Source organism: Rothia sp. 32237D007AR, assembly GCF_053544675.1.
Genome location: NZ_JBPPUO010000003.1, coordinates 64214 through 89127, shown reverse-complemented (window position 1 = coordinate 89127; position 24914 = coordinate 64214). Strand labels below are relative to the sequence as shown.

At 56.3% G+C, this 24914-nt stretch carries 22 protein-coding genes; all 22 read right to left on the bottom strand.

Features of this window, described 5'->3' with window-relative positions; translation table 11 throughout:
- Window positions 1-18 precede the first annotated feature (18 nt).
- On the bottom strand, window positions 19-972 hold the full coding sequence (locus ACED87_RS03165; protein ID WP_449083548.1) for an RluA family pseudouridine synthase: 954 nt from the start codon (window positions 970-972) through the stop codon (window positions 19-21).
- On the bottom strand, window positions 972-1544 hold the full coding sequence (gene lspA / locus ACED87_RS03160) for a signal peptidase II (RefSeq protein WP_449083547.1): 573 nt from the start codon (window positions 1542-1544) through the stop codon (window positions 972-974). Before lspA ends, ACED87_RS03165 begins: the two co-directional genes overlap by 1 nt.
- Window positions 1545-1701: 157 nt before the next feature.
- Window positions 1702-2412: a DivIVA domain-containing protein gene (locus tag ACED87_RS03155; protein WP_449083545.1), complete on the bottom strand. Its 711-nt coding sequence runs from the start codon at window positions 2410-2412 to the stop codon at window positions 1702-1704.
- A 305-nt stretch (window positions 2413-2717) separates the two neighbouring features.
- Window positions 2718-3020 (bottom strand): YggT family protein, encoded by a 303-nt coding sequence (locus tag ACED87_RS03150; RefSeq protein WP_449083543.1) that lies wholly within the window; start codon window positions 3018-3020, stop codon window positions 2718-2720.
- A gap of 5 nt (window positions 3021-3025) precedes the next feature.
- On the bottom strand, window positions 3026-3733 hold the full coding sequence (locus ACED87_RS03145) for a cell division protein SepF (protein WP_449083541.1): 708 nt from the start codon (window positions 3731-3733) through the stop codon (window positions 3026-3028).
- A 157-nt stretch (window positions 3734-3890) separates the two neighbouring features.
- A complete protein-coding gene (locus ACED87_RS03140) occupies window positions 3891-4703 on the bottom strand; it encodes a YggS family pyridoxal phosphate-dependent enzyme (protein WP_449083539.1) in 813 nt (270 codons plus the stop codon).
- 66 nt (window positions 4704-4769) lie between these two features.
- On the bottom strand, window positions 4770-5579 hold the full coding sequence (locus ACED87_RS03135) for a polyphenol oxidase family protein (protein ID WP_449083537.1): 810 nt from the start codon (window positions 5577-5579) through the stop codon (window positions 4770-4772).
- Window positions 5580-5699: 120 nt separating this feature from the next.
- Window positions 5700-6908: a cell division protein FtsZ gene (ftsZ, locus tag ACED87_RS03130; protein ID WP_449083535.1), complete on the bottom strand. Its 1209-nt coding sequence runs from the start codon at window positions 6906-6908 to the stop codon at window positions 5700-5702.
- Window positions 6909-7103: 195 nt separating this feature from the next.
- Window positions 7104-7967 carry a cell division protein FtsQ/DivIB gene (locus ACED87_RS03125; protein ID WP_449083533.1) on the bottom strand — a complete coding sequence of 288 codons (864 nt, stop codon included), beginning with the start codon at window positions 7965-7967 and terminating at the stop codon, window positions 7104-7106.
- A gap of 74 nt (window positions 7968-8041) precedes the next feature.
- Complete coding sequence (gene murC, locus ACED87_RS03120) at window positions 8042-9532, bottom strand: UDP-N-acetylmuramate--L-alanine ligase (RefSeq protein ID WP_449083531.1); 1491 nt, start codon at window positions 9530-9532, stop codon at window positions 8042-8044.
- Complete coding sequence (gene murG / locus ACED87_RS03115; protein WP_449083529.1) at window positions 9529-10626, bottom strand: undecaprenyldiphospho-muramoylpentapeptide beta-N-acetylglucosaminyltransferase; 1098 nt, start codon at window positions 10624-10626, stop codon at window positions 9529-9531. The genes murC and murG overlap by 4 nt, the downstream gene beginning before the upstream one ends.
- Before the next feature lie 99 nt (window positions 10627-10725).
- Window positions 10726-12447, bottom strand: coding sequence for an FtsW/RodA/SpoVE family cell cycle protein (locus tag ACED87_RS03110; protein WP_449083527.1), 1722 nt, complete (start codon window positions 12445-12447; stop codon window positions 10726-10728).
- 113 nt (window positions 12448-12560) lie between these two features.
- Window positions 12561-14096: a UDP-N-acetylmuramoyl-L-alanine--D-glutamate ligase gene (gene murD, locus ACED87_RS03105; protein ID WP_449083525.1), complete on the bottom strand. Its 1536-nt coding sequence runs from the start codon at window positions 14094-14096 to the stop codon at window positions 12561-12563.
- Window positions 14096-15214, bottom strand: coding sequence for a phospho-N-acetylmuramoyl-pentapeptide-transferase (gene mraY / locus ACED87_RS03100; RefSeq protein ID WP_449083523.1), 1119 nt, complete (start codon window positions 15212-15214; stop codon window positions 14096-14098). The genes murD and mraY overlap by 1 nt, the downstream gene beginning before the upstream one ends.
- A 21-nt stretch (window positions 15215-15235) precedes the next feature.
- Complete coding sequence (locus tag ACED87_RS03095) at window positions 15236-16831, bottom strand: UDP-N-acetylmuramoyl-tripeptide--D-alanyl-D-alanine ligase (protein WP_449083521.1); 1596 nt, start codon at window positions 16829-16831, stop codon at window positions 15236-15238.
- A gap of 15 nt (window positions 16832-16846) precedes the next feature.
- On the bottom strand, window positions 16847-18541 hold the full coding sequence (locus ACED87_RS03090) for a UDP-N-acetylmuramoyl-L-alanyl-D-glutamate--2,6-diaminopimelate ligase (RefSeq protein ID WP_449083520.1): 1695 nt from the start codon (window positions 18539-18541) through the stop codon (window positions 16847-16849).
- Between the two features lie 69 nt (window positions 18542-18610).
- Entirely contained in the window at window positions 18611-20467 is a 1857-nt protein-coding gene (locus ACED87_RS03085) for a peptidoglycan D,D-transpeptidase FtsI family protein (RefSeq protein ID WP_449083519.1), read from the bottom strand.
- Window positions 20468-20583: 116 nt separating this feature from the next.
- On the bottom strand, window positions 20584-21264 hold the full coding sequence (locus ACED87_RS03080; protein ID WP_449083517.1) for a hypothetical protein: 681 nt from the start codon (window positions 21262-21264) through the stop codon (window positions 20584-20586).
- Entirely contained in the window at window positions 21261-22256 is a 996-nt protein-coding gene (gene rsmH, locus ACED87_RS03075; protein WP_449083515.1) for a 16S rRNA (cytosine(1402)-N(4))-methyltransferase RsmH, read from the bottom strand. Before rsmH ends, ACED87_RS03080 begins: the two co-directional genes overlap by 4 nt.
- Window positions 22257-22302: 46 nt before the next feature.
- A complete protein-coding gene (mraZ, locus tag ACED87_RS03070; RefSeq protein ID WP_449083513.1) occupies window positions 22303-22737 on the bottom strand; it encodes a division/cell wall cluster transcriptional repressor MraZ in 435 nt (144 codons plus the stop codon).
- A gap of 302 nt (window positions 22738-23039) precedes the next feature.
- Window positions 23040-23438 carry a DUF3040 domain-containing protein gene (locus ACED87_RS03065; RefSeq protein ID WP_449083512.1) on the bottom strand — a complete coding sequence of 133 codons (399 nt, stop codon included), beginning with the start codon at window positions 23436-23438 and terminating at the stop codon, window positions 23040-23042.
- 149 nt (window positions 23439-23587) lie between these two features.
- Window positions 23588-24865: a DNA polymerase IV gene (gene dinB / locus ACED87_RS03060; protein ID WP_449083510.1), complete on the bottom strand. Its 1278-nt coding sequence runs from the start codon at window positions 24863-24865 to the stop codon at window positions 23588-23590.
- Between the last annotated feature and the right edge of the window lie 49 nt (window positions 24866-24914).

The following is a 24914-nucleotide window of genomic DNA, read 5'->3' as shown; positions in this document are numbered from 1 at the left end:
CGTCCTTAGCGTCGGGCTCTAGAAGTTGCCCTCGCGCAGGGTATCAAGAGCGTACTGAAGATCAGGGGTGTAAGGGCTTTCAAACTCCACCTGCTCACCACTGGTAGGGTGGGTGAAGCCCAGACGGTGGGCGTGCAACCACTGACGGGTAAGGCCCAGGTGGGCACTCATGGCAGGGTCCGCCCCGTAGGTCAAATCACCGGCGCAGGGGTGGCGCAAAGCTGAAAAGTGCACACGAATCTGGTGGGTGCGCCCGGTTTCCAGATGCACTTCAACCAAGGACGCTGGCCCAAAGGCCTCAAGCACCTCATAGTGGGTGATAGCGGTCTTCCCATCCTCATTGACCGCAAACTTCCACTCACTCCCAGGGTGACGGCCAATAGGGGCATCAATGGTGCCCTTCAGCGGGTCAGGTAGACCCTGCACCAGAGTGTGATAAATCTTGGTGACAGTACGGTCCTTGAAAGCATTTTTCATGACCGAATAAGCACGCTCGTTCTTAGTCACCACCATCAGCCCAGAAGTGCCAACATCCAAACGGTGCACAATGCCCTGGCGTTCAGCAGCGCCACTGGTAGCAATATCAACACCAGCATGCTTCAAAGCCCCCACCACAGTAGGCCCATGCCAGCCCATCGACGGGTGTGCCGCAACCCCGGTGGGCTTATCAACCACCACAATGTCATCATCCTGGTAGACAATCGAAAAACCATCCACCTGCTCAGCCTCAATCTGGGTTAGATCACGCGGCGGGGTACCGGCAGCCTGCACAGTCATTCCCTCCAGAAGTTTAGAGGAGGCCTTAACCTTCACCGGCCTGCCCTGAGCATCAAGAAGCTGCACCTCCCCGTCCTTAACCCAGTTACTGACCGTTGTGCGGGACTGGCCGCTCACATCCGCCAGCAGAGTATCAAGACGGGCACCGGCCTGGTCAGCGCCCACCACATATGTCAGTTCAACCTTCTCAGACACTAAACCTCAACCTCCTTCTTCGTGGCCTTATCGGCTCGTACTTCACGCCGGCCATCTAAGCGATACCCCAGAAAAGTCAGCAAAACAATCGCTGCCATCGAGACACAAATAGCAGCATCAGCAATATTAAAAATCGCAAAATTTGGTACAGAAATATAATCAACCACATGCCCTAGACCAAAACCAGGCGCACGGAACAAACGGTCATGCAAATTCCCCACGATACCGCCAGCCAAAATAGCCAGCAAAATCACCCAGGGCAGGGTCTTAGCTCGCACCACTAAGGTCAAAGCCACCAAGGCACCCACCACCGAAATCAGGGTAAAAAGCCAGGTAGAACCCTCACCCATTGAAAAAGCAGCCCCCGGATTCAGGTAATAACGCCACCACAACCACCCATCAATAACCGTAATGGTCTGGCCAAGCGTCATAGTGGTCTCTACCAAGTACTTAACCCACTGGTCAGCCCCATAGACCAGGGCAAATAAAGCTAGGGCCAGCAGGGTCTTAGCCACCCCAGAAATCGTACGCACAGGCACCAAAACTGTGCCCTCCTGCCGGGTGTTACCCACCGTGCTCCCTGTCTCCAAAAGTCAAAACTGCACACACCAGCTTATCGCGTTCACCCCATAGCCGGTACCACAAACCAGTATCTTAAACATCTCAGGCGGCCCCTCACCAGAGGAGCCGCCTGAAGACCACCAAACTACTGCCTAAGCAGCAGAAAGCTTAGGAGTTCTTACCAAAAGCCCCATTAGTCGGGGTGAACGTTCCAAAACCCTGAGCCGGCGCTGGCGCTGCCACCTCAACGGGATCCCCCTCAGCCTTAGGCTCTAGAGCAGGAGTCTCTTTAAGAGTAGCCAGCTGCTTGTTCAAGTAATCGTGCAAAGAAGTGCGGTACTGGTTCTCAAAGGAACGCAGTTTAGCAACAGAAACTTCCAAATCGCTCTTGCTCTTTTCAAGCTCACCCAGAACACGCTCTGACTGTTCCTGAGCCTCTGAAACCAGCTGGGCTGCCTCTTCGCGGCCTTCGGTGATGAGGCGTTCCCGCTCGCGCTTACCCTCAAAGACATAGTCATCGTGTACCTTCTGAGCCATTGCTAGCAGGCCAGTTGCACTAGAGCTAGAGGGTGATGAGGTAGGTTCAGCGGCGGCAGGGGCTGGAGCTGCTGCGGGGGCAGAAGCTACAACTGCGGGCTGATTCTCAGCTACGGTCTCGGCCTCTTCTAAGGTGCCGCTTTCCTGCTGAGCAGGTGCCAGTGAAATCTTTGCCTCAGCCTCTTCAAGCTGGCGCTTGAGGCTTGTATTTTCGGCGTTCAGACGGCGTAGTTCAATGACAATCTCATCAAGGAAATCATCAACTTCTTCAGGGTTGTAGCCTTCTTTGAATTTAGTCGGCTGGAAGCGCTTGTTGATTACTTCCTCAGGAGTGAGTGCCACGGTTGTTCACCTCTATTTTCTAAAAATCTTTATGCTTAGCCCGTAGTATTACCGGTGCGCAGTGTGTGTGCTGGAATCAGGCGCATGAAGCTCGAACTTTCAGTGCGCTAAAAGTTCGGACTGTTCCCTATTTTCTACAACACAAAATTACCTGGCAACGGAGCACCGCGCAACACTCTAGGCCCTGTTATATGTGAGCTACTGGTCACGTCACTATTTTGGGGGACAAAACTCATACTTACTGACAGACAGTCAATAAAACACTCAAGGCTCTCTACCCACCAGAGGAAGCACTACAGAGCACCCTAGGCTGACAAGACCTGAGCCAGGTTAACCAGAAACACATGGGCAAACCAGAGAACTATGAGCAAAACCATGAAACCCACATCCAAGGAGATACCGCCCAGGTTAATGGGCTTAATCAGATGGCGAGCGGCCTTCATGGGCGGATCAGTTATTGCATACACCAAGGAGGCAACCACCAGAGCTACCCCGCGAGGCCGCCAGTAGCGGGCAAACATCTGCACCCAGTCAAACACCAGGCGAATCATGAACACAAGAATCAGCAGATAGACCGCAATGGCTAGAAGAGCTACGAGATAACCCAACGTACTTAAGCCTGATCAAAGGGGTCTTGGTTCTCGTCCTTTTGCTTCTTACCGCGATTGGGGTCTATAACTTCAACGTCAGCGGGAGAAAGCAGGAAAACGTTATCGGTGACACGCTCGATTGTGCCCTCCAAAGCAAAAGCTAAACCAGAGGAAAAATCAACAAGACGCTTGGCATCAATCTCGCTCATCTCGGTGATGTTGATAATGACAGGAAGATTCTGCCGGAAAGACTCACCAACAGTCTTAGCATCGTTGTATGAGCGGGGTTTAATGGTTGTGATACGGCGCAATTCTTCGCTGCTTTCTTGGGAGAATGAGGGGTTCTGATGAGATGACATAGTGCTTGTTTTCTGCTGGCCAGCAAGAGGGAAACCCCAATCAGCACTAGTACTTTCGGCCTGTTCAAGAAGCTGATCATGGGCTTCAGCTGCAGAAACACTACCTGCACCGGAGTCAAGCGCCCCCTGGTGCCGAGAAGTTTGAGATGACACATCCAAAAGGACGTCGCGGTCGGCACTGGATGCGATATGTGCCGGGCTCTCATCTGAGGCGAAATCATCAGGGTAAGTATCGTACTCATCATCAGCATCAAACACGGTCTCTTCATAAACCGTTTCAGGGCGGCGCTGATGCCGCTCTGCTCCTGGCGCTTCGTCTTCAACCTGCCCCAGGCCCAAGTAGGCCATTGCCTGGTGTAGTGTGCGAGCCATTCTTGCCCTCCCTTTGAGTAGCCTTTCCGCCGAGGGGCGGGGGCTTATAAACCTCTGTGTCTATCAACTTTTTACGGTACCAAAAAGTTGCCTATCTTTCTCGCAGACAAGCCCAAGGGAAACCTCAGTATTCCCAGTAAATTATGGGCACCTGCATTTAGAGCGCCGGGCGTGAGCCCATAATGGCAGAGCCAACCCGCACTGAGGTAGCCCCCCAGCGTATCGCCTCACCCAAGTCATGGCTCATACCCGCTGAAATAGTAGTCGCCTGGGGGTAGTGCTCCTGCAAGTGTTGGGAGTAGCTGTACAGTCTCTCAAAGGCGGCGGCAGCGTCCTGCCCCAGAGGGGCAACTGCCATCAGCCCTCCCACAGTAAGGCCAGGCAAGGAACTGATATGCTCGGCAAGAGTGAGAATCTCAGCAGGGTCCACGCCCCCGCGAGCCCCCAGGGCCGCCTGGCCGGCGGTAGCTTCTACCCTTGTATCTAGCCCCACCTGAATAAGACACCGCAGACCCTTGTGGGCAAGAGCGGCCGGAGCATTACCCTCACCGTTCTCGTAGCGGACCACCCGATTGTTATAGGCCCTAGAGAGAGCATCTGCTAGCTGAGGTCGATCAACTGACTGCACTTCATGGGCATATTGCACCACAGACTTAGCCTTATTGGTCTGCAACTGGCCAATAAAGGACCACCGCAAGGGGTCATCGTGGCCTGTATAGTCGATCAGTTCCTGTGCTTTAGCCGCCGCCTCTTGGTCCCGGTTCTCCCCCACAGCACGCACCCCGGCATCATAAAGAGCGGCAACATCTGAAGCCGGGAAAAATTTAGTGACCACGATAAGTTCAGGCAGGGCGGACGAAGCGGTTCGCGCGCCGCTGAGATCCTCTGCGGCATGGCGAATGCGGGACTGTACAAGGGCAAGACGTTCACTGAGCTCTGCACGACGCTCAGGGGTGTAAGTGAGGGTCATATTTCCTTCCTTAGAAGGGGTGATAGGGGTTACTTTTATCATTGATGGGGTAAGCAGCCTAGCTACTTAGGTATCAGTTTCCACCCAGACCAAACCCGCAATACGCCCTGCTGGCTCCTGTTTTTGGGTATGGCCACGGTGGGAGAAGAGGTTTTCATTTTCAAAAGTACAGGCTGCAAGGTCACTGTGCACGCCGGTTACCTGTGGCAAAGAGGCGAGGACGGCACGAGCTCCAGCTGGCAGATCAAGGCCAGGAGTACCCCAAGAAGTTGTGGCATAGACCGACGGCAGAATCTCAGCAGACTCCTGCCTCATACTCTCAGGCACCTCGTAGCAGTTCCCACAGATTGAAGGGCCCACCCAGGCCTGGATCTTACTAGCTCCGCCCTGAATCATAGCTTCAACCTGCTGTTCAATCACCCCATCGAGCAGACCCCGCCTCCCAGCATGAGCTACGCCCAAGACCGGCTGGCCTGTTTGAGCATGCTCGCCCACAAAGACCAGGGGAATACAGTCAGCCACCATAATAGCCAGCGGTCTACCTTCACAGGACACAGCAGCATCGGCAACAGGGGCAGCAACAAGAATCTGCTCAGGGCTCTGCTCCTGGCCAGCTTTTCCGGCATGGAGGGGTGCGTCCGCCCAGTAGACTTCTGTGCCATGCACCTGGTTAAGGTAGATAAACCCGCAAGATGCTTTAGCTCCTAGAAGTTCTTTATCAAGAGCCTTCCTGTTGGCTAAGACTTCTTCACTATTATTGCCCACATGCAACCCCAGGTTGCCGGCGGTAGCAGAGGTAAAGGCCACGTTAACCAGGGTGCCACCGGCCAGAGTGACCTGCTGGTGGGAGAACAGAAAGTCAGCCACAGGCCTCATCTACCTTTCGTGCTAAACCAGGGCCAGAGAACGAAGAAGGGGTGAAAGCTAGGATTAGCTTTCACCCCCTCTCAGTTCTTGAGGCAAGAAGTCCCGGCCTATGGTGTAGGCCTGTAATTATTACTTGAGAAAGTCGGGCACATCGAGAGTGTCGCGACGTGCTGACTGGGAGTCCTCAACGACCGGAGGTAGATCAACATCAAAGCCAGCGTTGGTAGGAAGGTCGTTATTACCCTTATCCCAGCCCTTACCTGCGGCAGGAGCTGCACCGAAGCTTGCGGCAGCAGCAGGTGCGGCTGAAGCGCCACCAAAGTTCTGCTGGGTGCGAGCAGCCTGGTTAGCTGCGGCGTTAGCGTTGTTGGAGTTAGTTTCGGGGTTGACGGAGTCAAAACCTGCGGCAATCACGGTCACGCGGGCCTCATCGCCTAGGGCATCGTCGATTACGGCACCAAAGATGATGTTGGCGTCGGGGTGTGCTACTTCCTGCACCAGGCGGGCAGCTTCGTTGATTTCGAAGAGGCCAAGGTCTGAGCCACCCTGGATGGAAAGCAGAACGCCGTGGGCGCCGTCGATGGATGCTTCGAGCAGGGGTGAAGCAATTGCCAGCTCGGCTGCCTTGACGGCGCGGTCCTCGCCAGAGGCTGAGCCGATACCCATGAGAGCTGAACCTGCACCCTGCATCACGGACTTGACGTCTGCGAAGTCCAGGTTAATCAGGCCGGGGGTGGTGATGAGGTCGGTAATGCCCTGAACACCGGAGAGAAGAACCTGGTCTGCTGACTTGAAAGCGTCGAGCATGGAGACATTGCGGTCTGAGATGGAGAGCAGACGGTCGTTGGGGATAACGATGAGGGTATCAACCTCATCGCGCAGAGCTGCGATACCGGTCTCTGCCTGGTTAGAGCGACGACGGCCCTCGAAGGTGAAGGGACGGGTAACAACACCGATGGTCAGAGCACCTAGGGAGCGAGCGATACGAGCAACGACGGGAGCACCACCGGTACCGGTGCCGCCACCTTCACCTGCGGTCACGAAGACCATATCGGCGCCCTTAAGCACCTCTTCGATTTCCTGTTCGTGGTCTTCTGCTGCCTGACGGCCAACGTCGGGGTTGGCGCCTGCACCCAGACCGCGGGTCAGTTCTCGACCAACATCAAGCTTGACGTCAGCGTCTGACATCAGCAGAGCTTGAGCGTCAGTGTTGATCGCAATGAATTCAACGCCACGCAGACCAACCTCAATCATGCGGTTGACAGCGTTGACGCCACCGCCGCCGATACCGACGACCTTAATGACTGCCAGGTAGTTCTGGGGAGTTGCTGTATCCATGGATTCCCTACTCATTTGTGCTTGTTTCAAACCACCTCAACCTTAGAGTGAAAGTTGAGATTGGAGTAAACCTATTTGTTTCAATCAATGAAAGATTATCAATTTCACCTTGCAATGTCGCCCTCGTTTCACCCCTGATCTTATTTTTCTCAGAAAATATCAAGGTCGAGAGAAAACTTCAGGTAGAAGTTGAAACTATTTGACCGTGGGCACCAAAGGACTCGACACATCATAGGTCTCTACAGCCTGCTCACTACCCACTGAGTCCATAAGCTGAACTAACACCTTAGCTTTAAGGTCACTTTCCTCGGGAGTTCCCCAGACAACCCGAGTACCATCAACCATCTCCAAAGTAATAGTCGAGGCCGAATCAGCCTTAGCCTCAGACACCTGAGACAGAATCGAGCCAGGCAAAGCAGCCAACACCCCAGTAACAGTGTTAAAAGCAGCCGAGCCCAAAATATCCAAGCCACCGGCAACCAGCGGAACACCAGCGTCCTCAACAGACGCTGCCGTGCCCAACTGCACGCCCTCATCATCGACCAGCACGAAACTGCCCTCATTCTGTACCACAGCCACAGGCACCCGCTCATGCAACTGCACCACCAACTCATGAGGCGGATGAGCCTGCAAACTCACCCCATAAAGCACCTGCTCATGACCAATCAGAGAAGCAACCTCAGACTCACTAATACGAGTCATAGGTACCCCCTCCAACTGACCAAGCTGCTGCTGCACAGCCTCCTCATCTAACAAAGAGGCACCCTGCACCGTAATCGTCCGAGTAGCCAACAGAGGCGAGAAAAAGACAAGCCCCACAAAAACCGCGGCAGCAAGAACCAAGGCACCAAACCCATACACCCACTTCTTCCAGCCCCCCACCGCACGATGAGAAGGACGCAAAGGAACAGGAGCAGACGGAAGACTCTGAGCCTCTTCTTGCCCCTGGCGCTTATCCTCTTCCTGAGCACGGCGCCACTGAGCAAAACGACTATTTTCAGAAATATCCACCAGGCTATCGCCAGCATCTGGCAACTGACTGACTTTAGGAGAGTTCAAGCGAATACGAGGCTTCTTCCCCGCACCACTACCCCACGCGCCCACCTTCTTCTGAGATTTCTCTTCACCAGCCACTAGAGCGCAGCACCTTCACGTGCAGCTAACTTATCTACCAGGCGGGGCCCCAAAACGGTCACGTCACCGGCACCCACAGTCATAATGATGTCACCAGGCAAAGCCGCGGCAACCACAGCATCAATAGCCTGCTCAGCACTCTGAGCAAAATGCACCTCAGAGAAACCCGCCTCAGTAATCAGATGGCTAGTCACACCCTCCATAGGCTTTTCACGAGCCGGGTAGATATCAAGAACGTAGCTACGATCAGCCTGAGACAAAGCCTGAGCAAACTCGGTAGCGAACTCCTGAGTACGAGAGAAAAGATGGGGCTGAAAAATCACGTAAAGATTATGCCCAGCAGCAACCGTACGCCCGGTCTCCAAGGCACGGTGCACCTCAGTAGGGTGATGAGCGTAGTCATCAAAAACCTTGACCCCAGCAGCTTCACCACGCAAAGTAAAACGACGATCAGTACCCGAGAAACAGGCCAAAGCCTTCACAGCATCCTCAGCGCTAGCACCAGCTAACAAGGCGCAGATAAAAGCAGCAGTGGCATTGAGCTGATTATGAATACCAGGAACCGGCAAAGTCACAGTAATCTGCCCCGCAAACTGCTGACCACCCACCGTAAAATCCCACAGCAGGTTCGAAGAACAATCCGTACCCTCAGAGGTGATACCGGTTAGACGCACCATAGCGTCCTCCCCTTCACCATAGGTCACAACCTGCACACCAGCGTCCGCAGCCTTAGCCGCTAGGGCAGCGGCACCGGCATCATCTGAGCAGGTCACAAGAACACCGCCCGGGGCAAGAGAGGCAATAAACCGATGGAAAGCCTCAAAAACCCGTTCACTGGTTCCATAAAAATCCAGGTGGTCAGGCTCAGCGTTGGTAATCACCGCAATCTCAGGGCGGTAACGCACAAATGAGCCATCAGACTCATCAGCCTCAGCCACAAACCAAGACTCCGGGCCAGAAGCACCCAAATGGGCATTAGTACCATACCCGGCAATAGTAGAACCCACCGCAAAAGAAGGGTCTAGCCCCAGGCCGTCCAGCATCACAGAAATCATAGATGAGGTGGTGGTCTTACCGTGGGTCCCGGCAACCGCAATCACCTTAGAATCTCGCATAGTCGCCGCCAAAGCCTCAGACCGGTGCACGATACGCAGACCACGGGCACGAGCAGCAGCCAGCTCAGGGTTATCCTCAGGAATCGCAGTTGATACCACAACAGTATCAACGCCCTCAATATTCTCAGCAGCCTGCGGCACAGACACCCGGGCACCCAGCTCACGCAGCCCCTCAAGAGCCGCACCCTCAGCCTGATCAGAACCACTGACCGCCATACCGGCCCGCAACATCAGCCGCGCAACAGCAGACATGCCAGCGCCGCCAATACCCACAAAATGTACCCGCCCCAAAGTAGCAAGAGCCGGACGCTCAGGGAAAGGAGGGTTCAAGGGTGCAGGGAGATTAATTGAAAGATCCATCATTGAGGTGCTCATGCGCGGGCCGCCTTCAGTACTTCATCTGCCATAACCTGCGCGGCATCACGAATGCCGTGCCGGTAGGACTTTTCTGCCATGTCAGTAAGTTTATCGGTGTCTGTAAGCAAAGAAGGCACATTCTGCCTAAACCAGCTCCCAGTGAAATCTGAGTCATCAACGAGCAGAGCCGCCCCAGCTGCAACCAAAGAACGAGCATTCAAGGCCTGTTCACCATTGCCAATCGGAAGCGGCACAAAGATCGCAGGCAGACCCACCGCAGCAACCTCACTCACCGTAGCAGCACCCGAACGCACAATCATCAGATCAGCGGCAGCATACACATCTTCCATCGAGGTAATGAACTCAACCTGCCGGTAGCCAGGAGCAGAGCGCAACTGACCAGACTCATCCTTAACCGCCTTATCGCGGCCGGTAATATGCAAGAGCTGATAACCGCCAGGGGCAATCTCATCAATAATCTCAGCAACGGCCCGGTTAAGGCTCAAGGCCCCTAAGGAACCGCCTGTAACCACCACGGTCGGCAAAGCCGAATCAAGGCCCAGACGCTCCCGGGCCGCAGCCTGCTCAGCAGCGCGGTCAAGATCAGCAATATTCTGACGCATGGGCATGCCCACCGTGCGAGCGCCAGCGATAGGGGTATCGGGGAAGGCAGTAGCTACCAGGGCAGCTTTCTTGGCACCGACCTTGTTAGCCAGGCCCGGTTTAGCGTTTGCCTCGTGGATTAGCACAGGGACACCTAGCTTGTGGGCGGCCAGGTACATGGGGGTGCAGACATAGCCGCCTACTCCCACCAGCACATCAGCCCCGGTCTCTCTTAGGATCTGTTCAGCTGCTTTGAGTGATGCCCGGAAACGCCCAGGAAATTTGAGGGCGTCAAGATTCGGGCGGCGGGGGAAAGGCACCTTGGGGATAAAGCTGATGTCAAAACCTGCTTCAGGTACTAGCCGGGCTTCCATGCTGTTTTCGGTGCCGACAGTCATGATGGTGACATCGGGCTCGCGCTCCTGGAGAGCTCGGGCGATGGCCAGCATGGGGTTGATATGCCCGGCTGTGCCGCCACCTGCGAGCACGACAGTGGGTGCGTGGGTCATCAGGTTTCACTCCCTTAGTGTTCTATAACGCCCCTTAGTTTACGCGCAATGGGCTAGAGGCACACCTTGGGCACCATAGCCGTGAGGCACCTTACCCTCTTAGCGTTGATGGGGACGAGCCGCCCGCTGGGTTTTCTGGGTTCGCTGGGTTCGCTGGGTTCGCTGGGTCTGCTCGGTTCGCTGGCGCTGATCAGCTGTGGCACGACTACGAGCCTGCTGCACGCTGGCAGAAGACCGGGCCCCACTCACCGAACGAGAACGGCGGGCTCTTGCAGCCTCGGTACTAGCTTCAGCCGACAGCGGAGCCGACCTGCGGACAGCTTGGGAAGAAGGACGCGCTGTAGCTGCTGAAGGGCGCACAGCACGGGTGCTCCCCCGCCCTCCTTGAGGCGCAGAGGCCCGAGGGCTGGCAGAGGTGCGACCATCAATCAAAGCACCAAAGCGGGTCATAAACTTTTCGAGGGTCCAGCCAGTACCATCGGGGTCAGCGGCAATGACAGCCTGCTCCTGCTCAGCAATACGGACCAGGGCAACACGACGGGCGGCGTCCTTTTGCAGCTTGCTATTGGCAATGCCAGTACGCTCACCCACAATCGGGTTGAGAGGGGTCTGCCGGGCAAAGGCAATAAGAATTCCGATACCGATCAGGGAGGAGATGAGGGCCGAACCACCTGCAGAGATGAAAGGCAGAGGAACACCAATCACAGGCATGATTCCTACTACCATGGCGATGTTCAGTAGGGCCTGACCGGCAATCCAGGTGATAATGCCGATAGTGGCATAGCGGATAAAGAGGTCAGATGACCGCAGCATAATGCGCATAGCGCAGTAAATCAAAGCCGCGTACAAAAGCAGAACGGCAATAGCACCAATCAACCCCAGCTCTTCACCGACCACCGCAAAAATGTAGTCGTTATGGGCCTCTGGCAGATAGTTATACTTCTGACGGGACTGGCCCAGCCCCACACCCCAGAAACCGCCGGTTGCAAGGGCAGCTAGACCAGAATTAGCCTGGTCGCAGGTAGCCTCCACGCAGTCTCGCCAAAAAGCAAAGGTGTTGAAAAGACGCTCAATACGGTTAGGGCTAATAGCTACCATCATGATGCCAGCGAAAGCCCCCACACCGGCGCTAATGGTCACCAGCCCGCGAGAGGGGCGGGCTGCTAAGAAAATTGCTCCAAAGAAAAGGGCGTAGATAAGCACCGTGCCCACATCGTGCCCGGCCAGAATCAGGATGACCACCAGGCCAAAGCCTAAGAGAGCAGGCATGAGCCCCTTGTAGGCGGTCTGAGCCAAGGTTCCCCGGTGAATACGGCCCTGACGAGAATACACCGAAGCGAGCCACAGAATTGTGATGGGCTTAGCAAATTCTGAGGGCTGAATCGAAAAGCCAGCAATGTTAATCCAGTTGCGGTTACCGTTGACGGTCGTACCCGCAAAAATCACGGCAATCAGTGCCACTACCGCTACAACCAGTAAGAAATGTGCGGCTCCAGGGCGCCGGTAGAGGGTAACAGGTAGCAGGTAGCCCACCACCACCATGGCAGCCAGGCCCAAGACTGCGAAGATGGCCTGAGAGCGGGCCTGGCTAAAGGGCCCAGCCCCGGCTGAAATCTGTTCCACACTGGAGGCTGAGAGCACCATCATCACCCCGAAGAGGGTGAGCACGGTGGCAGTAACCACCAGCACGATAGGCACATCGGCCAAGACCATGGACCCTAAACGTACCTGGGCGTTCTCCCAGGTGCTGCGGGCTATACCCCAGGCACGCCGAATCAAGCCAGGGCCATGCTGGGAACGGGATTCTGATGCCAGGCTCATAATCTTTTCGTTTCTCTTCTCTCAGGTTAGGACGCCCCGCTGTAGGTGCGGTTAAAGGTGAAGGAGGGTGGGAACCAGCAGCTGCTGGTGGCCCGCCCTCCGCATCGTAGGTTTTAGGAATTAATCTGATTGACCAAATCGGCCACAGCATCAATGAAGGCGTTACCGCGGTCAGCGTATGAGGCGAACTGGTCCATGGAAGCTGCCGCGGGGGCCATGAGCACGGTGTCATTTTGTTCCGAAATCTCATGAGCCTTGGCAACTGCTAGTCTCATGACAGCCTGCCCATCACTGGGATCTGCCAGCAGGGGGCTCTCACTGATCTTGTAGACCGGCACCTGGGGGGCCTGCTCTGCAAGAGCTGAAACCAAGGCTGCGGTATCGGTGCCAATCATGACTACCGCTTTGAGACGGTCCTTGTGCTCAGCGACCAGCTCATCATAGGTCACGCCCTTAGACAGGCCACCGGCCACCCAGATAACAGGGTTGAAAGATGAGAGTGAAGCATGAGCTGCGTGGGGGTTAGTGGCCTTAGAATCATTAACCCACAGCACCCCGTGCGTATTAGCCACCAGTTGAATACGGTGAGCCCCAGGCTCATAATTCTGCAGGCCAGCCTTCACCTGTTCAGGTTCAATACCAGCAGCCCGGGTCAAGGCAGCAGCAACCAGGGCATTCTCTACGGTGTGCTTAGTAGGTAACTGGCCGGTATCTGATACAGAGGCTAGTTCCAGGGCCTGGTTGCGGCGGTTATCCAGGAAAGCCCGGTCAATGAGCAGCCCATCAATGACACCCAGCATCGACAGGCCAGGGGTATTCGCCCAGAAGCCGATAGCGCGAGCGCCCTCAAGGACGTCCGCCTCTTCAACCATCTGCACAATTTCGGGGTAGTTGGCGTTGAAGATGCAGGCGACCTGAGTGTTTTCGTAGATACGGGCTTTATCGGCCAGGTAGTTCTGGTAGCCAGCGTGCCAGTCGACGTGGTCTTCAGCCACGTTGAGCACCACAGAAGCGAGTGGTGACATGGAGTAGGTCCAGTGCAGCTGGAAGCTGGAGAGCTCAACGGCGAAGAAGTCATAGTCAACCGGGTCGCGTAGGGCATCGAGGATGGGGGTGCCCACGTTGCCCACGGCAATGGCCTTATAGCCTGCTGTCTGCAGGATAGATTCGGTCATGCCCACTGTGGTGGTCTTACCGTTGGTGCCGGTGATAGCCAGCCAGGGGGCAACTTTACGCCCTTGGCGCTGACGCAAACGCCAGGCCAGTTCTACATCGCCCCAGATCTGAATTTTCTGGGTGAGGGCATCAGCCAAGATGCCCGTGGTGGGGGCAAGGCCCGGTGAGGTGATAACCAGTTCTGCTGGTTCTCCTTCTACCAGGGGTAGGGCCTCCATGGCTCCGGCGCCCAGTACGGAGCCAACTGCACCAACAATTTTCAGGGTGTCGGCTTTACCGCGGGTGACCTCGTTATCGTTACCGTCAACGACGAGGACGCGGGCACCTAGCTCTATGAGGGTATCAGCGGCCGAGAAGCCAGAGACGCCTAGGCCTGCAACGACAACGCGCAGGCCGGCCCAGTCAGATTCCCAGCTGGTGAGCGATTCAAGACGCTCATAGCCGTAGATGGGGTTTGCGTTACTTGCCTGCATTAGAAGACGCTCCCGTTATTTACTAGCCAGTCGCTGTAGAAAATGCCTAGGGCGATGGCTACAAAGAGGCCCGCCAGGATCCAGAAACGGATGACCACGTTCACTTCAGGCCAGCCCTTGAGCTCAAAGTGGTGCTGTAGGGGTGCCATGCGGAAAATACGTTTGCCGCCTGAGAGCTTGAAGTAGCCTACCTGCAGAATCACGGAGATAGCGATTATCACGAAGAGGCCGGCAATAATGGGCAGCAGCATCTGGGTGCGGGTGATGATGGCAAAAGCCGCCAGGGCCCCACCTAGGCCCAGGGAGCCGGTATCACCCATGAAGATAGTGGCAGGTGAAGTGTTCCACCAGAGGAAGCCAATGAGGGCACCAATCAGTGAGGCCGCTAGCATGGCCATCTGCCCAGACGCGGGCACCTGGTAGCACAGGGCATCTGCGGCCCCTGGGGCGCACAGGTACTGTTGCTGCCACATAGAAATCAGGAGGTAACCGCTAAAGACCATGATGGCCGCACCGGTTGCTAGGCCGTCGAGACCGTCGGTGAGGTTCACTGCGTTAGTGGTGGCAGTTGCAATCAGGTTGGCCCAGATGATGAAGAGAATGATACCCACAACAGGGCCTGCGAAGGCCAGATCCAGCCAGGGGATATCGCGGGTGAAGGAAAGGTTGAAGGAGGCAGGTGACCAGCCCCGCTCGTCCTTAATCAGCAAGGCACCCACAGCAAAGAGAGTGCCAATCAGCCCCTGGAGTACGATCTTGCCCTTGGGGGTCAGGCCCTCGCTTTGCTTCTTCCAGATTTTCTGGAAGTCATCGATGAACCCAACAGCGGCCATACCCAGCATGAGGAACATAGCAAGGAGCACCGAAGCGGAGGGGGCCACAGCGCTACCGGTTAGCAGGGATGAGAGTGCCAGGGCCAGGAAGAAACCGATGACGGTTGCTGCCATCATCATGACGCCGCCCATGGTGGGGGTGCCCCGCTTGGTCTGGTGGGAGGTGGGGCCGTCCTCGCGAATGAACTGGCCGAACTGCTGCTTCACCAACCATTTGGTGTAAAGCGGGGTTCCGGTGATCGAGATGATCAGGCCGAAAGCGGCAGCCAACAGGATGGAAATCATGCGGTGTTTGTGCCTTCCCGGTTATGAGTTGTCTGTAGTTGTGGCGGCAGCATCGGGCTGGGCGCCATTGTTTGAGTTTAGTGCCTGTATGAAGTCACCGGAGCTTAACCAGGGCTGTGAATTCCCACTATCAGGCTCATGCTGGGTGAGGTTCCCCTCATAGTCAGCAACTTTTTGCCCCAGCAGCCCCAGTCCAGCCCCGTTCGAGGACTTAAAGAGGACGATATCGCCTGGCTCTAGAGCGCCCTTCAAGAGTTCGAAGGCTTCCTCGGTGCTGGGCACCCAGGTTGCCTCCTTGCCCCAGGACCCTTCCAGGTGGGCGGTGTTGTAGATGGGCTTGGCGATCTGGCCTACCGCAATGAGCTTAGAGATATTCAGGCGTACCGCTAGCTGCCCGATTCGGTCGTGCTCAGCTAGGGTTTGGTCCCCCAGTTCCAGCATGGCACCGAGCACCGCCCAGGTGCGGTGGGCTGAGGGCAGACGGCCCAGCTGGGCCAGAGTCTGTAAAGCTGCGGTCATGGACTCGGGGTTAGCGTTGTAAGCATCGTTGATGACTGTCACGCCGTCAGCTCTGTCGGTGCGCTGCATCCGCCATTTGGAGGCAGCACCTGCGGTATTGAGCTGCTCTACAATCCGCTGGGGAGAAATTCCTACCTGGTAGGCGACGGTAGCTGCCGCAAGCAGGTTATAGACATGGTGCTCACCAATGAGCTGGGAGCTAACCTCGTAGGATTGCCCCTCAGGGAAGGTCAGAGTAAAGGCAGGCTTTCCTTCATCGGTGGTGGTCAGCTGTGAAGCTGTTATGCGATTTTCGTGAACACCAGGGTTAGCGGTGTGGGTCAGCTCAGCTTCGCGCCCCTCAACCCCAAAGTAGGTGACGGGGGTAGAAGCCCGGTTAATCATGCGGCGCACCCGGTAGTCGTCCATGTTGAGGCCCAGCCCCAGGCGCACGCCCTCAGCCATCTCTCCCTTAGTTGCTTCGATGTTATCGACGCCACCGAACTCACCAGCGTGAGCTGTACCCACCTTGAGCACAACCCCGTAGTCAGGTGAGATCATATCGGTCAGGTATTTGATGTTGCCCACCCGGTCAGCGCCCATTTCAATAACCAGGTACCGGGTGTCTTCTTCTGCCCGGAATACAGTAAGGGGAACCCCCACTTCACCGTTGAAAGAACCAATGGGGGCTACGGTCTTGCCCTCTGCCCCAAAAATAGCTGCCAGTAGGTCCTTGGTGGTAGTTTTACCCGCAGAGCCGGTGATACCCACGACCGTCACCTTACCGCCCTTACGCAAGCGATCCACGATATAGGAGGCCAGACGTCCCATGGCCAGCACCACATCATCCACCAGGATTGAAGGGTAGAGCTGACCGTTAGCGTCCTGAATTTCACGTTCAACCAGAGCTAAAGAGGCACCCTGCTCAAAGGCGGCAGGGAGGAAGTTGTGGCCGTCGGTCACTTCACCCGGTTTGGCGATAAAGAGACACCCAGGGCCTACCTCACGTGAATCGGTAGTAGCAGAAGTACAGGTCAGATGAGGCGCCTGAGCAGGTTCTACCCCTAAGAGGGTGCCTGCTACGGCTTCTTCAATCTCAAGCGCTGAAAGTTCAATCATAGGTTTACCTTTAGGTTACTGCTGGTGGTACTGGTAAGCCGGAAGCACACTGAAACCAGCAGCTTGCAAGGCCCGGGCAGTCTCTACACGGTCATCAAGGTCAATATCAGTGCCTGCAACGTCCTGAGCCACCTCATGGCCTCGCCCCGCCACCAGAATCGAATCCTGGGGGCCAGCTAGGGCGATAGCCTCATCAATGGCTGCTGCTCGAGGCGCAATATTCAGCACCCGTTGAGCCCGCGCACCAGTATCCACAGCGGCCAGGGCCCCTGCCTCCACAGTCTGCCGGATCGGGGCTGGGTCTTCACTGTGCGGGTCATCATCGGTCACCACCACAATATCGGCGTATGTGGCCGCAACCTCCCCCATCAAGGGGCGCTTGGTCTGATCCCGCTCGCCGGTGGCACCAAAAACAATGATGATCTTGCCGTCCTCATCTGCCGGCTCGATTGCTTCAAGCGCACGTTTCAGGGCATCGGGGTTGTGGGCGAAGTCCACCAGGGCGGTGGGCTCGGTGGAAATCAGCTGCATACGACCGGGCACAACGGGGGTCAGGGTCTCGGTGCGAGCCAGCACTTCGGTGATGCGCTCGCGCTCTAGCCCGTCGCGGGCGCTCTCAAAAACCATCACGGCGGCCAGCGCAGCGTTCGAGACGTTGAAATCAGCTGGAAGCAAGGTGGCGCTGGGCAGTTCAAAACCGTCGCCACGGCGCAGGGTAAAGGAGTGGCCGATACCGGAGCGCTCTACCTGCACCAGGGCCCAGTCCTGGGCAGCAAGGGAGGTGAGAGCGTCCTCCCCCGGCTCGTAACCGGCACCGAAGTTGGTAAAGAGGCGAACCACAGCGCGGGCCCCCAAAGCCTGAACCGCGCGCTTTGCCATGTCAAGACCCCAGTGGTCATCGGCAGTGATAACGGCGCGACGGGTACGGGCCGGGGTGAAGAGCTCGGCCTTGGAATCAAAGTAGCTTTCCATGGTGCCGTGCAGGTCCAGGTGGTCCTGAGTGAGGTTGGTAAAGCCCGCAACGTCATAGCGAATGCCATCGACGCGGCGGTAGTCCAGGGCATGCGATGACACCTCCATCGCGGCGCTGGTAATACCCTGCTCGCGCATCAGGGCAATGAGGGAGTGCACGTGGGGGGACTCAGGGGTGGTGAGCTTAGAGGGAATAGCCTGCCCGCCGGCAAGAATCTCAATGGTACCAATCAGGCCGGTAGTGTGCCCCAGCGCCTGCATGATTGAGTTGGTCATGTAGGTAGTGGTGGTCTTACCGTTGGTGCCGGTCACCGCAAAGAGGCGGGGTGCTCCCCCGCCACTGGGCTGAGAAGCGTAAATGCGAGCAGAGAGCGGGCCGACAGCAGCTCGCACCTGGTTGGTGGTGACTACGCCCAGGTCGTCGGGAATACCCAGCTCGCGCACAATCTCAAGGCCCGCTTCATCGGTCAGCAGGGCGGACGCCCCCAACTCGATTGCAGCAGGAAGAAAGGACGCACCGTGGGCCTTTGCTCCGCCCAGGGCAACATAGAGGTCACCAGGCTGCACTTCACGGGAGTCCATAGTGATACCCGTGATGGGGCGGACGGACGCCTGCACCAGCTGCGCTCCTAACCCCACCTCGGTCAGCCAGTCGGCGACCTCAGCGCAGGTGCGCTCGGTAACCTGACGGGGGCGCAACGTCTGGGCGCTGCCATCAAGTGCTCGGTTTTGTGTCACGGGCTTTCCCTCCAATGGGCGGTCTATGTTAAGGTGCGCGGTGTGGCGCGAGTGCTAATAGGGTCTACTTTAGCCGTTTTCGTCATGTCCCTCAGCGAATTTAGGGGTCTCCTGCGGCTCCGTTGTGGAGCGGGGCACATTATAGATGTGCAGGGTTTTCTCCATAATTTCTGCAAACTGGGCTGTGGTATTTGCCAGGCCAACAGCCGATGCCGTGGTTTTCGGGCGGTGCATAGTAACCGATACGAGGAAGCGGGGGTCCTCGGTGGGAGCGACCCCCACAAAAGAGGTAGTCCAGCCATCATAGGTGCTAGAACCTTCGCCCACGTTTTCTGCGGTACCGGTCTTACCGGCGACCCGGTAGCCGTTAATCTGGGCACCTTTCGCACCACCACCACCCTGGTACACGACAGCCTCCATGACCTGGAGGGTCTTCCGGGCGGTTTCTTCACTCACCATGCGGGTACCTTCAGCGACCTCGCGGACTTCTTCGGTACCGTCCGTATCAATCACAGCATCAATGATGCGGGGCTTGAGCATAATCCCCTTATTGGCCATAGCTTGAAAAATCATAGAGGTCTGCAAGGCTGACTGGGCCACGCCCTGGCCAAAAAGCACATTGTACTGCTGGCGGATATCCCAGTCCTTCCAATCGGTGACCAGGCCCTGGGATTCGCCGGTTAGCTCAATACCGGTGAACTCCCCCATGCCAAACTTCTTGAGCCAGTTATAACGCTGTTCCTTGGTGAGCTTGCTCCCCATCATGACGGTACCGGTGTTCATCGAGTCAGCGATGATACCGGCAACGGTGCGCTTCTGGGCAGGGTGGACGAAGGGGTCGGTAATGGTCTGCCGGTCAATTTCCAGCTCAGCAGGCACATCGTACACTGTTTCCGGTTCAGCGATACCTTCTTCAAAGACAGCAGCAGTAGTCAAGATTTTTTCAGTAGAACCTGGCTCAAAAACCTGTGTAATAGCGCGCGGGTTCATATCGGCTAGCTCAAAACGTTCAGCACCTGGGTCCATCGTCGAAGAATCTGCCAGCGCCAAGATTGAGCCGTCACGGACGTCCATCACAACAGCCGTACCCCACTCAGCTTTCAGCTCATCAGCACGGGCCTTGACCACCTGCTGCGCAAAATACTGGACGTCCTGATTAATGGTGAGCCGCACACTCTTACCATCTTGAGCAGGAGTTTTTTGCTCATCCCCAATAGGAATACGGATACCATCAGCTGAAATCTCGTAGATACGCTCCCCGTCAGTACCGGCCAGGTGGTCCCCCATGGTGCGCTCAATACCCACTGAGTTATTGACCAGTTGAGTTTCGCCACTCGTGCCTTCTACCGCTTCTTCAACAATGCTGAAGCGCCCCACCACTGAGCCACCCACCTGGCCATTAGGGTATTTCCGTTCAGATAGAATCTCACCATAAATGTAGGGCGCTCCCAGGGCGTCTACCTTGTTGTAGAGGGCAGGAGTGACGTTCTCTTTAACAATTTTGTATTTGAGATCCCCGTCAAGGGCCGCTTTCACATCAGCATCACTCATCTCCAGAATGTCAGCCAGCTCATAGACCAACTCTGTGGGGGTGACTTCTACCGGGTCGCGGCTACCCTCGGTATAACGCTTGAAATTAGCTACAGCAGACTGATCGACAGTGATGTTATAGCGCTGAACACTACGGGCAAGCACATTGCCATTAATATCAAGAATCTCTCCACGCAAGGCCGGGATAGTCTGGATACGAGTACGCCGAGCCTTAGCAGCTTCTGCAAGACCGTTGGGGTCAAGACCCTGCAACCAGGCAAGACGCAGACCAACCAGGCCCAGACCGCCCATACCTAAAGTACCGGCAATAAAACCGCGCCGCCCAACGGTGCTTTTGATTCTCTGCACAGATTCATTGCGCTCAGTGCCGCTCATCGTCCCCTTATCCTCTTCCGCTCTTTCACCGTGGCCTGCTCACCACAAGATGTACTTACCGGCTCATCACAGGAACAGGTGCCCACCATCAGGGCAGACACCACCCCACGCACTAGCTACCGGTTACCTGCACTCGCCGCAGCAGAGGGCTGGGCTGAGGCCTGAGCCTCAGGTGCAGCACTGGCAGAAGCTGAGGTCTGTGCCCTGGCCGATGCAGCCGCGCTGGCTGATGCCTCAGCAGAGGCCTTCGCTTTAGCTTCTTCCTTCTTGCGCTGCTCCTCAGCACGGGCACTGGCCTCTTCGTAGGCCTGAGTATCGGCTAGGGCAGGGGGTGCAATCAGGTTCTTTGTTACTGCTTCACCTTCAACCGCCGCAAGGGGGGTACCGGTAATTTCGCCGGTTTGCAGATCGATGGTTGTCTGGCTTGAAGCTGCAACAAGCCCTAGCTGGCTGGCTCGGATGGCTAGATCCTGCGGAGCCTGATGGAATTCAATTTCCTGAGACAGAGCCTCATTGTTCTGAATCAAGGCCTGCTCTTGGGCTCGTAACTCTACCAAGTCGTACTGGCGTGAGGCCATAACAATGCTGAGCACCAGCACGGTCAGCAGGGCAACAAGCATGGCACCTAGGGCCATGAAGACACGCCAACGGTTAGAGTTAGCACGCAAAGAGCGAGAACGTGAGAGCGGGCGGCGGGCGGGGGTAGCTTCTTGAGGCTCATCGCGCACCACAGACAGGCGGGGCTTGGTCAGCTGCCCGCTATCGGGTGAGGTGGGGAAACGGGGTTCCGCGCTCATCGTGTTGCCTTTGGTGTCTTGATTTTTTCTGCTGCCCGAAGTTTTGCGGACGCTGCCCGCGAGTTCTCTTCAATCTCTTGCTCGGTAGGTGGCTCAGCACCTCGAGTAATGATTTTGAGTTCGGGTTTATGTTCTTCAAGCTCTACGGGGAAGCCCTTGGGAGCACTTGAGGTAGCCCGGGCGGTGAAAGCTCGTTTAACGATTTTGTCTTCTAGGCTGTGGTAGCTCATAGCTACACAGCGTCCGCCCAGGTTGAGGGCGTCAATTGCTGCCGGTATGGCGCGCTCAAGAGCATCTAGCTCATGATTGACCTCGATACGCAGGGCCTGGAAAGTACGTTTGGCAGGGTGCCCGCCCTTGCGCTGGGCCGCCACCGGCACAGCCTGCTGAATGACCTTGACCAGCTGGCCGGTAGTTTCAAAAGGACGCTCGGTACGGGCCGCAACGATACGGGAGGCAATACGGGCGGCAAATTTTTCTTCGCCCCACTGGCGGATAATACGGCGCAGCTCTGCTTCGTCGTAGGTGTTGACAACGATAGCGGCGGTGAGCTCTTCAGTGTTATCCATGCGCATATCAAGCGGAGCATCGTAAGAGTAGGCGAAACCGCGTTCACGCTCATCAAGTTGCATGGACGATACACCCAGGTCAAAAAGAACACCGTCTACCTGACCTACGCCGGCTTCTGCCATAGCCCGGGGAATCTCATCGTAAACAGCGTGTACCGGGATGAAACGGCTACCGAAACGGGCTAGGCGTTCACCTGCGAGTTTGTGGGCCATGAGGTCACGATCGATGCCGATGAGCGTGAGGTCTTCAAAGCGCTCTAGCATGGCTTCTGAGTGGCCTCCCATGCCGAGGGTTCCGTCAATGACGACAGCCCCGGGGCGGGAGATTGCGGGCGCAAGGAGGTCCAGGCAGCGGTCAAGCATGACCGGCACGTGCCTGTCTTTGGCGTCCTTGCCGGGTGAGGGGTTCTCTACCTGAGTCAAGGTCTGCTCCTCGCGTTAGTGGTGGTCGGTGCGCTGTGGGTGGGTTTTAGAGCATGAGCCCTGGCAGGATTTCATCATCGGTGCCAGAGAAAGTTTCTTCCTGTTCTTTCAGGTAGGCTTCCCAGGCTTCGGTGCTCCATATTTCTGCTCGTGAGCCTGCGCCGATAACCGTGAGGTCTTTTTCGAGCCCAGCGTAGTCTCTGAGGTTTTGAGGTATGGTGATTCGCCCCTGCTTATCGGGCACCTCATCTGAGGCTCCCGATAGAAAAACTCGGATGTAGTCTCGCGCCTGTTTGGACGATAGTGGGGCTGTGCGCAACTGTTCATGGATGCGCTCAAACTCAGTCATGGTAAAGACGTAGAGACAGCGTTCTTGCCCGCGGGTGAGTACCAGACCTGCCTCTAGTTGCTCACGAAATTTCGCCGGAAGAATCAGGCGCCCCTTGGCGTCCAGACGCGGAGTGTGGGTCCCAAGAAACATGGCACCACCGCCTCTGCCTGTCGCCTTTGCCTCCCCCAAACACGAGGGAAACTACACCAGTGTTGTTCTATCCCTCCACTTTACTCCACTATGCTCCACCGAATGTACCAAATACAGAATTTTTACTGGGTTTTTCAGCGTTTTCACATGAAATACGTTATTTGCAGAATATTCCGGTATTGAGGGCAGACTTTATTCCCTCTTACACAGCTTTTCCTTTTACCCATATATCACTTTGCGGGCATACAAAAACCGCCCAGCATAAGCCGAGCGGCACGGTATCACAAGCGCAAAGAAGTTAACTAAAAGCGAGAGCCACCTTGGCGCTCATCCCACTTATCTTCCAGGTGCTGCATAAAGCTAGAAGTGCTTCCAGCTTTTGAAGGCACAGAAGGCCCAGAGCCCCGCTTGCCATTAGCTTTAGATTTCTGAGGGGCAGTAGTAGCAACATACACGCCGACCGCTGCTACAACAAAGCCCAGTACACCCAGCACGATGAGCTTAGTAGAGACACCTGCGATGATAATGCCCAGGCCAACCACGGCGATAAGGGCACCAAGAACCAGGTTGCGAGGTGACGACGAGACAGCGGGAGCCACAAGAGGCTGAGGCCCGGTCATCGTTGAGGCAAAGGCGGGGTCGTCATTGAGCTGCTTTTCGAGCTGGGCAAGAAGTTCCTGTTCCCGGTCTGAAAGCGCCATGGTGTCTCCTTAGCTGGTGCGGTAGGCCTTGGCGCACGGTAAAAAGGCTAGTGCCCAGGTGCCAGTGCGCATCAAGTTGTCCACTTATCTTAGCGTTAGCTCTTGGGTGCAGCCTAGACACTCTCTGAAAATGACCTTGCATTTCATGATTATTTTCGCTTGCCGGAGCTAAGCAAACTAGCCGGTAGCAGCCCCTGGGCACCGAAGCGGGCGTTGATGGTGTCCATGGTGTTTTCTGCTTCTTCCCATTCTTCAGCACGTAAATCCTGAGTCACAGGAGAGCCCTCGTCACCTACCTGGGCACTTTCCGGGGCAAAAAGTTGCATCTGCACCCCGACTTCTCGCCCTTCAAGTTTCTCTGCACGCACACCCAGCAGACGGACGGGGCGGGAAGAAGAGCCATCCGCCTCTAAGACCCCCAGCTGCTTGAGGTGGGCCATAACGGCATCGAACATGACGCGCCCCGATACAGTGGCAAGAGGCAAAGGGCAAGAACGGGTGAGGGTTTCAAAGTTGGAGTAGCGAATCTTGAGGCTAAGGGTACGGCTCTGGCGCTCAGCTACCCGCAAGCGGCGGGCTACGGTGAGGCAAAGATTGTAAAGCTCTGCAGCGATATCCTCTGCCCCTGTCTGATCGGTAGTAAAGGTGTGTTCAGCACCGATTGATTTTTCAATACGCTCAGAGGTAACCTCGCGCCGGTCAATACCTCGGGCAAGTTCATAAAGGTGCAGGCCCGCAGCCTGCCCGCAACGCCCCTGCAACCAGGTCAGATCGTATTCTCGCAGCTGGGCTACGGTATGAATTCCTAAGGCTTCGAGCATGGCGGCACTTTTAGTGCCAACACCCCACAATTTACCCACCGGCAGGGGGTCAAGGAACTCCTGCACCCGGTGCGGCGGAATAACCCATAGACCATTGGGTTTAGAACCGGCAGATGCCATTTTGGCGATAAATTTACTGGATGAAATTCCCACTGAGCTAGGCAGACCCAGCTCAGCTTTAATACGCTGCCGGGCAGAGTTAGCGATATCTACAGGGCTACCTTGAGCGCGGATAGCTCCGGTGAGGTCAAGAAAAGCCTCATCTACACTGACCTGTTCGAGCCGGTCAGTGATGCTACCTAGAATCTTCATCACCTGAGCCGAATAGCTGCGGTAGTGGGCAGATGGCTCCAGTAGCAGGGCTGCCGGGCACAGCTGGCGGGCTTTTGCCAGCGGCATAGCCGAGCGCACCCCATAGCGGCGAGCTTCATAGGAGGCAGAGAGGACGACTGAGCGCGGGGAGTTACGGGCTACGATAAGGGGCCGGCCACGCAGGGCTGGCTGAGAAAGAAGCTCTACGTTGACGAAGAAAGCGTCCATATCTAGGTGCATGATGATGCGGTTAGGTGCAGGTGTGCGGCTATTTTTTATGCTCTGCTCTCTCACGCAAGACACCCACCTCTCGAAACTATGTTCTAATCCATCCTAGGGTGGT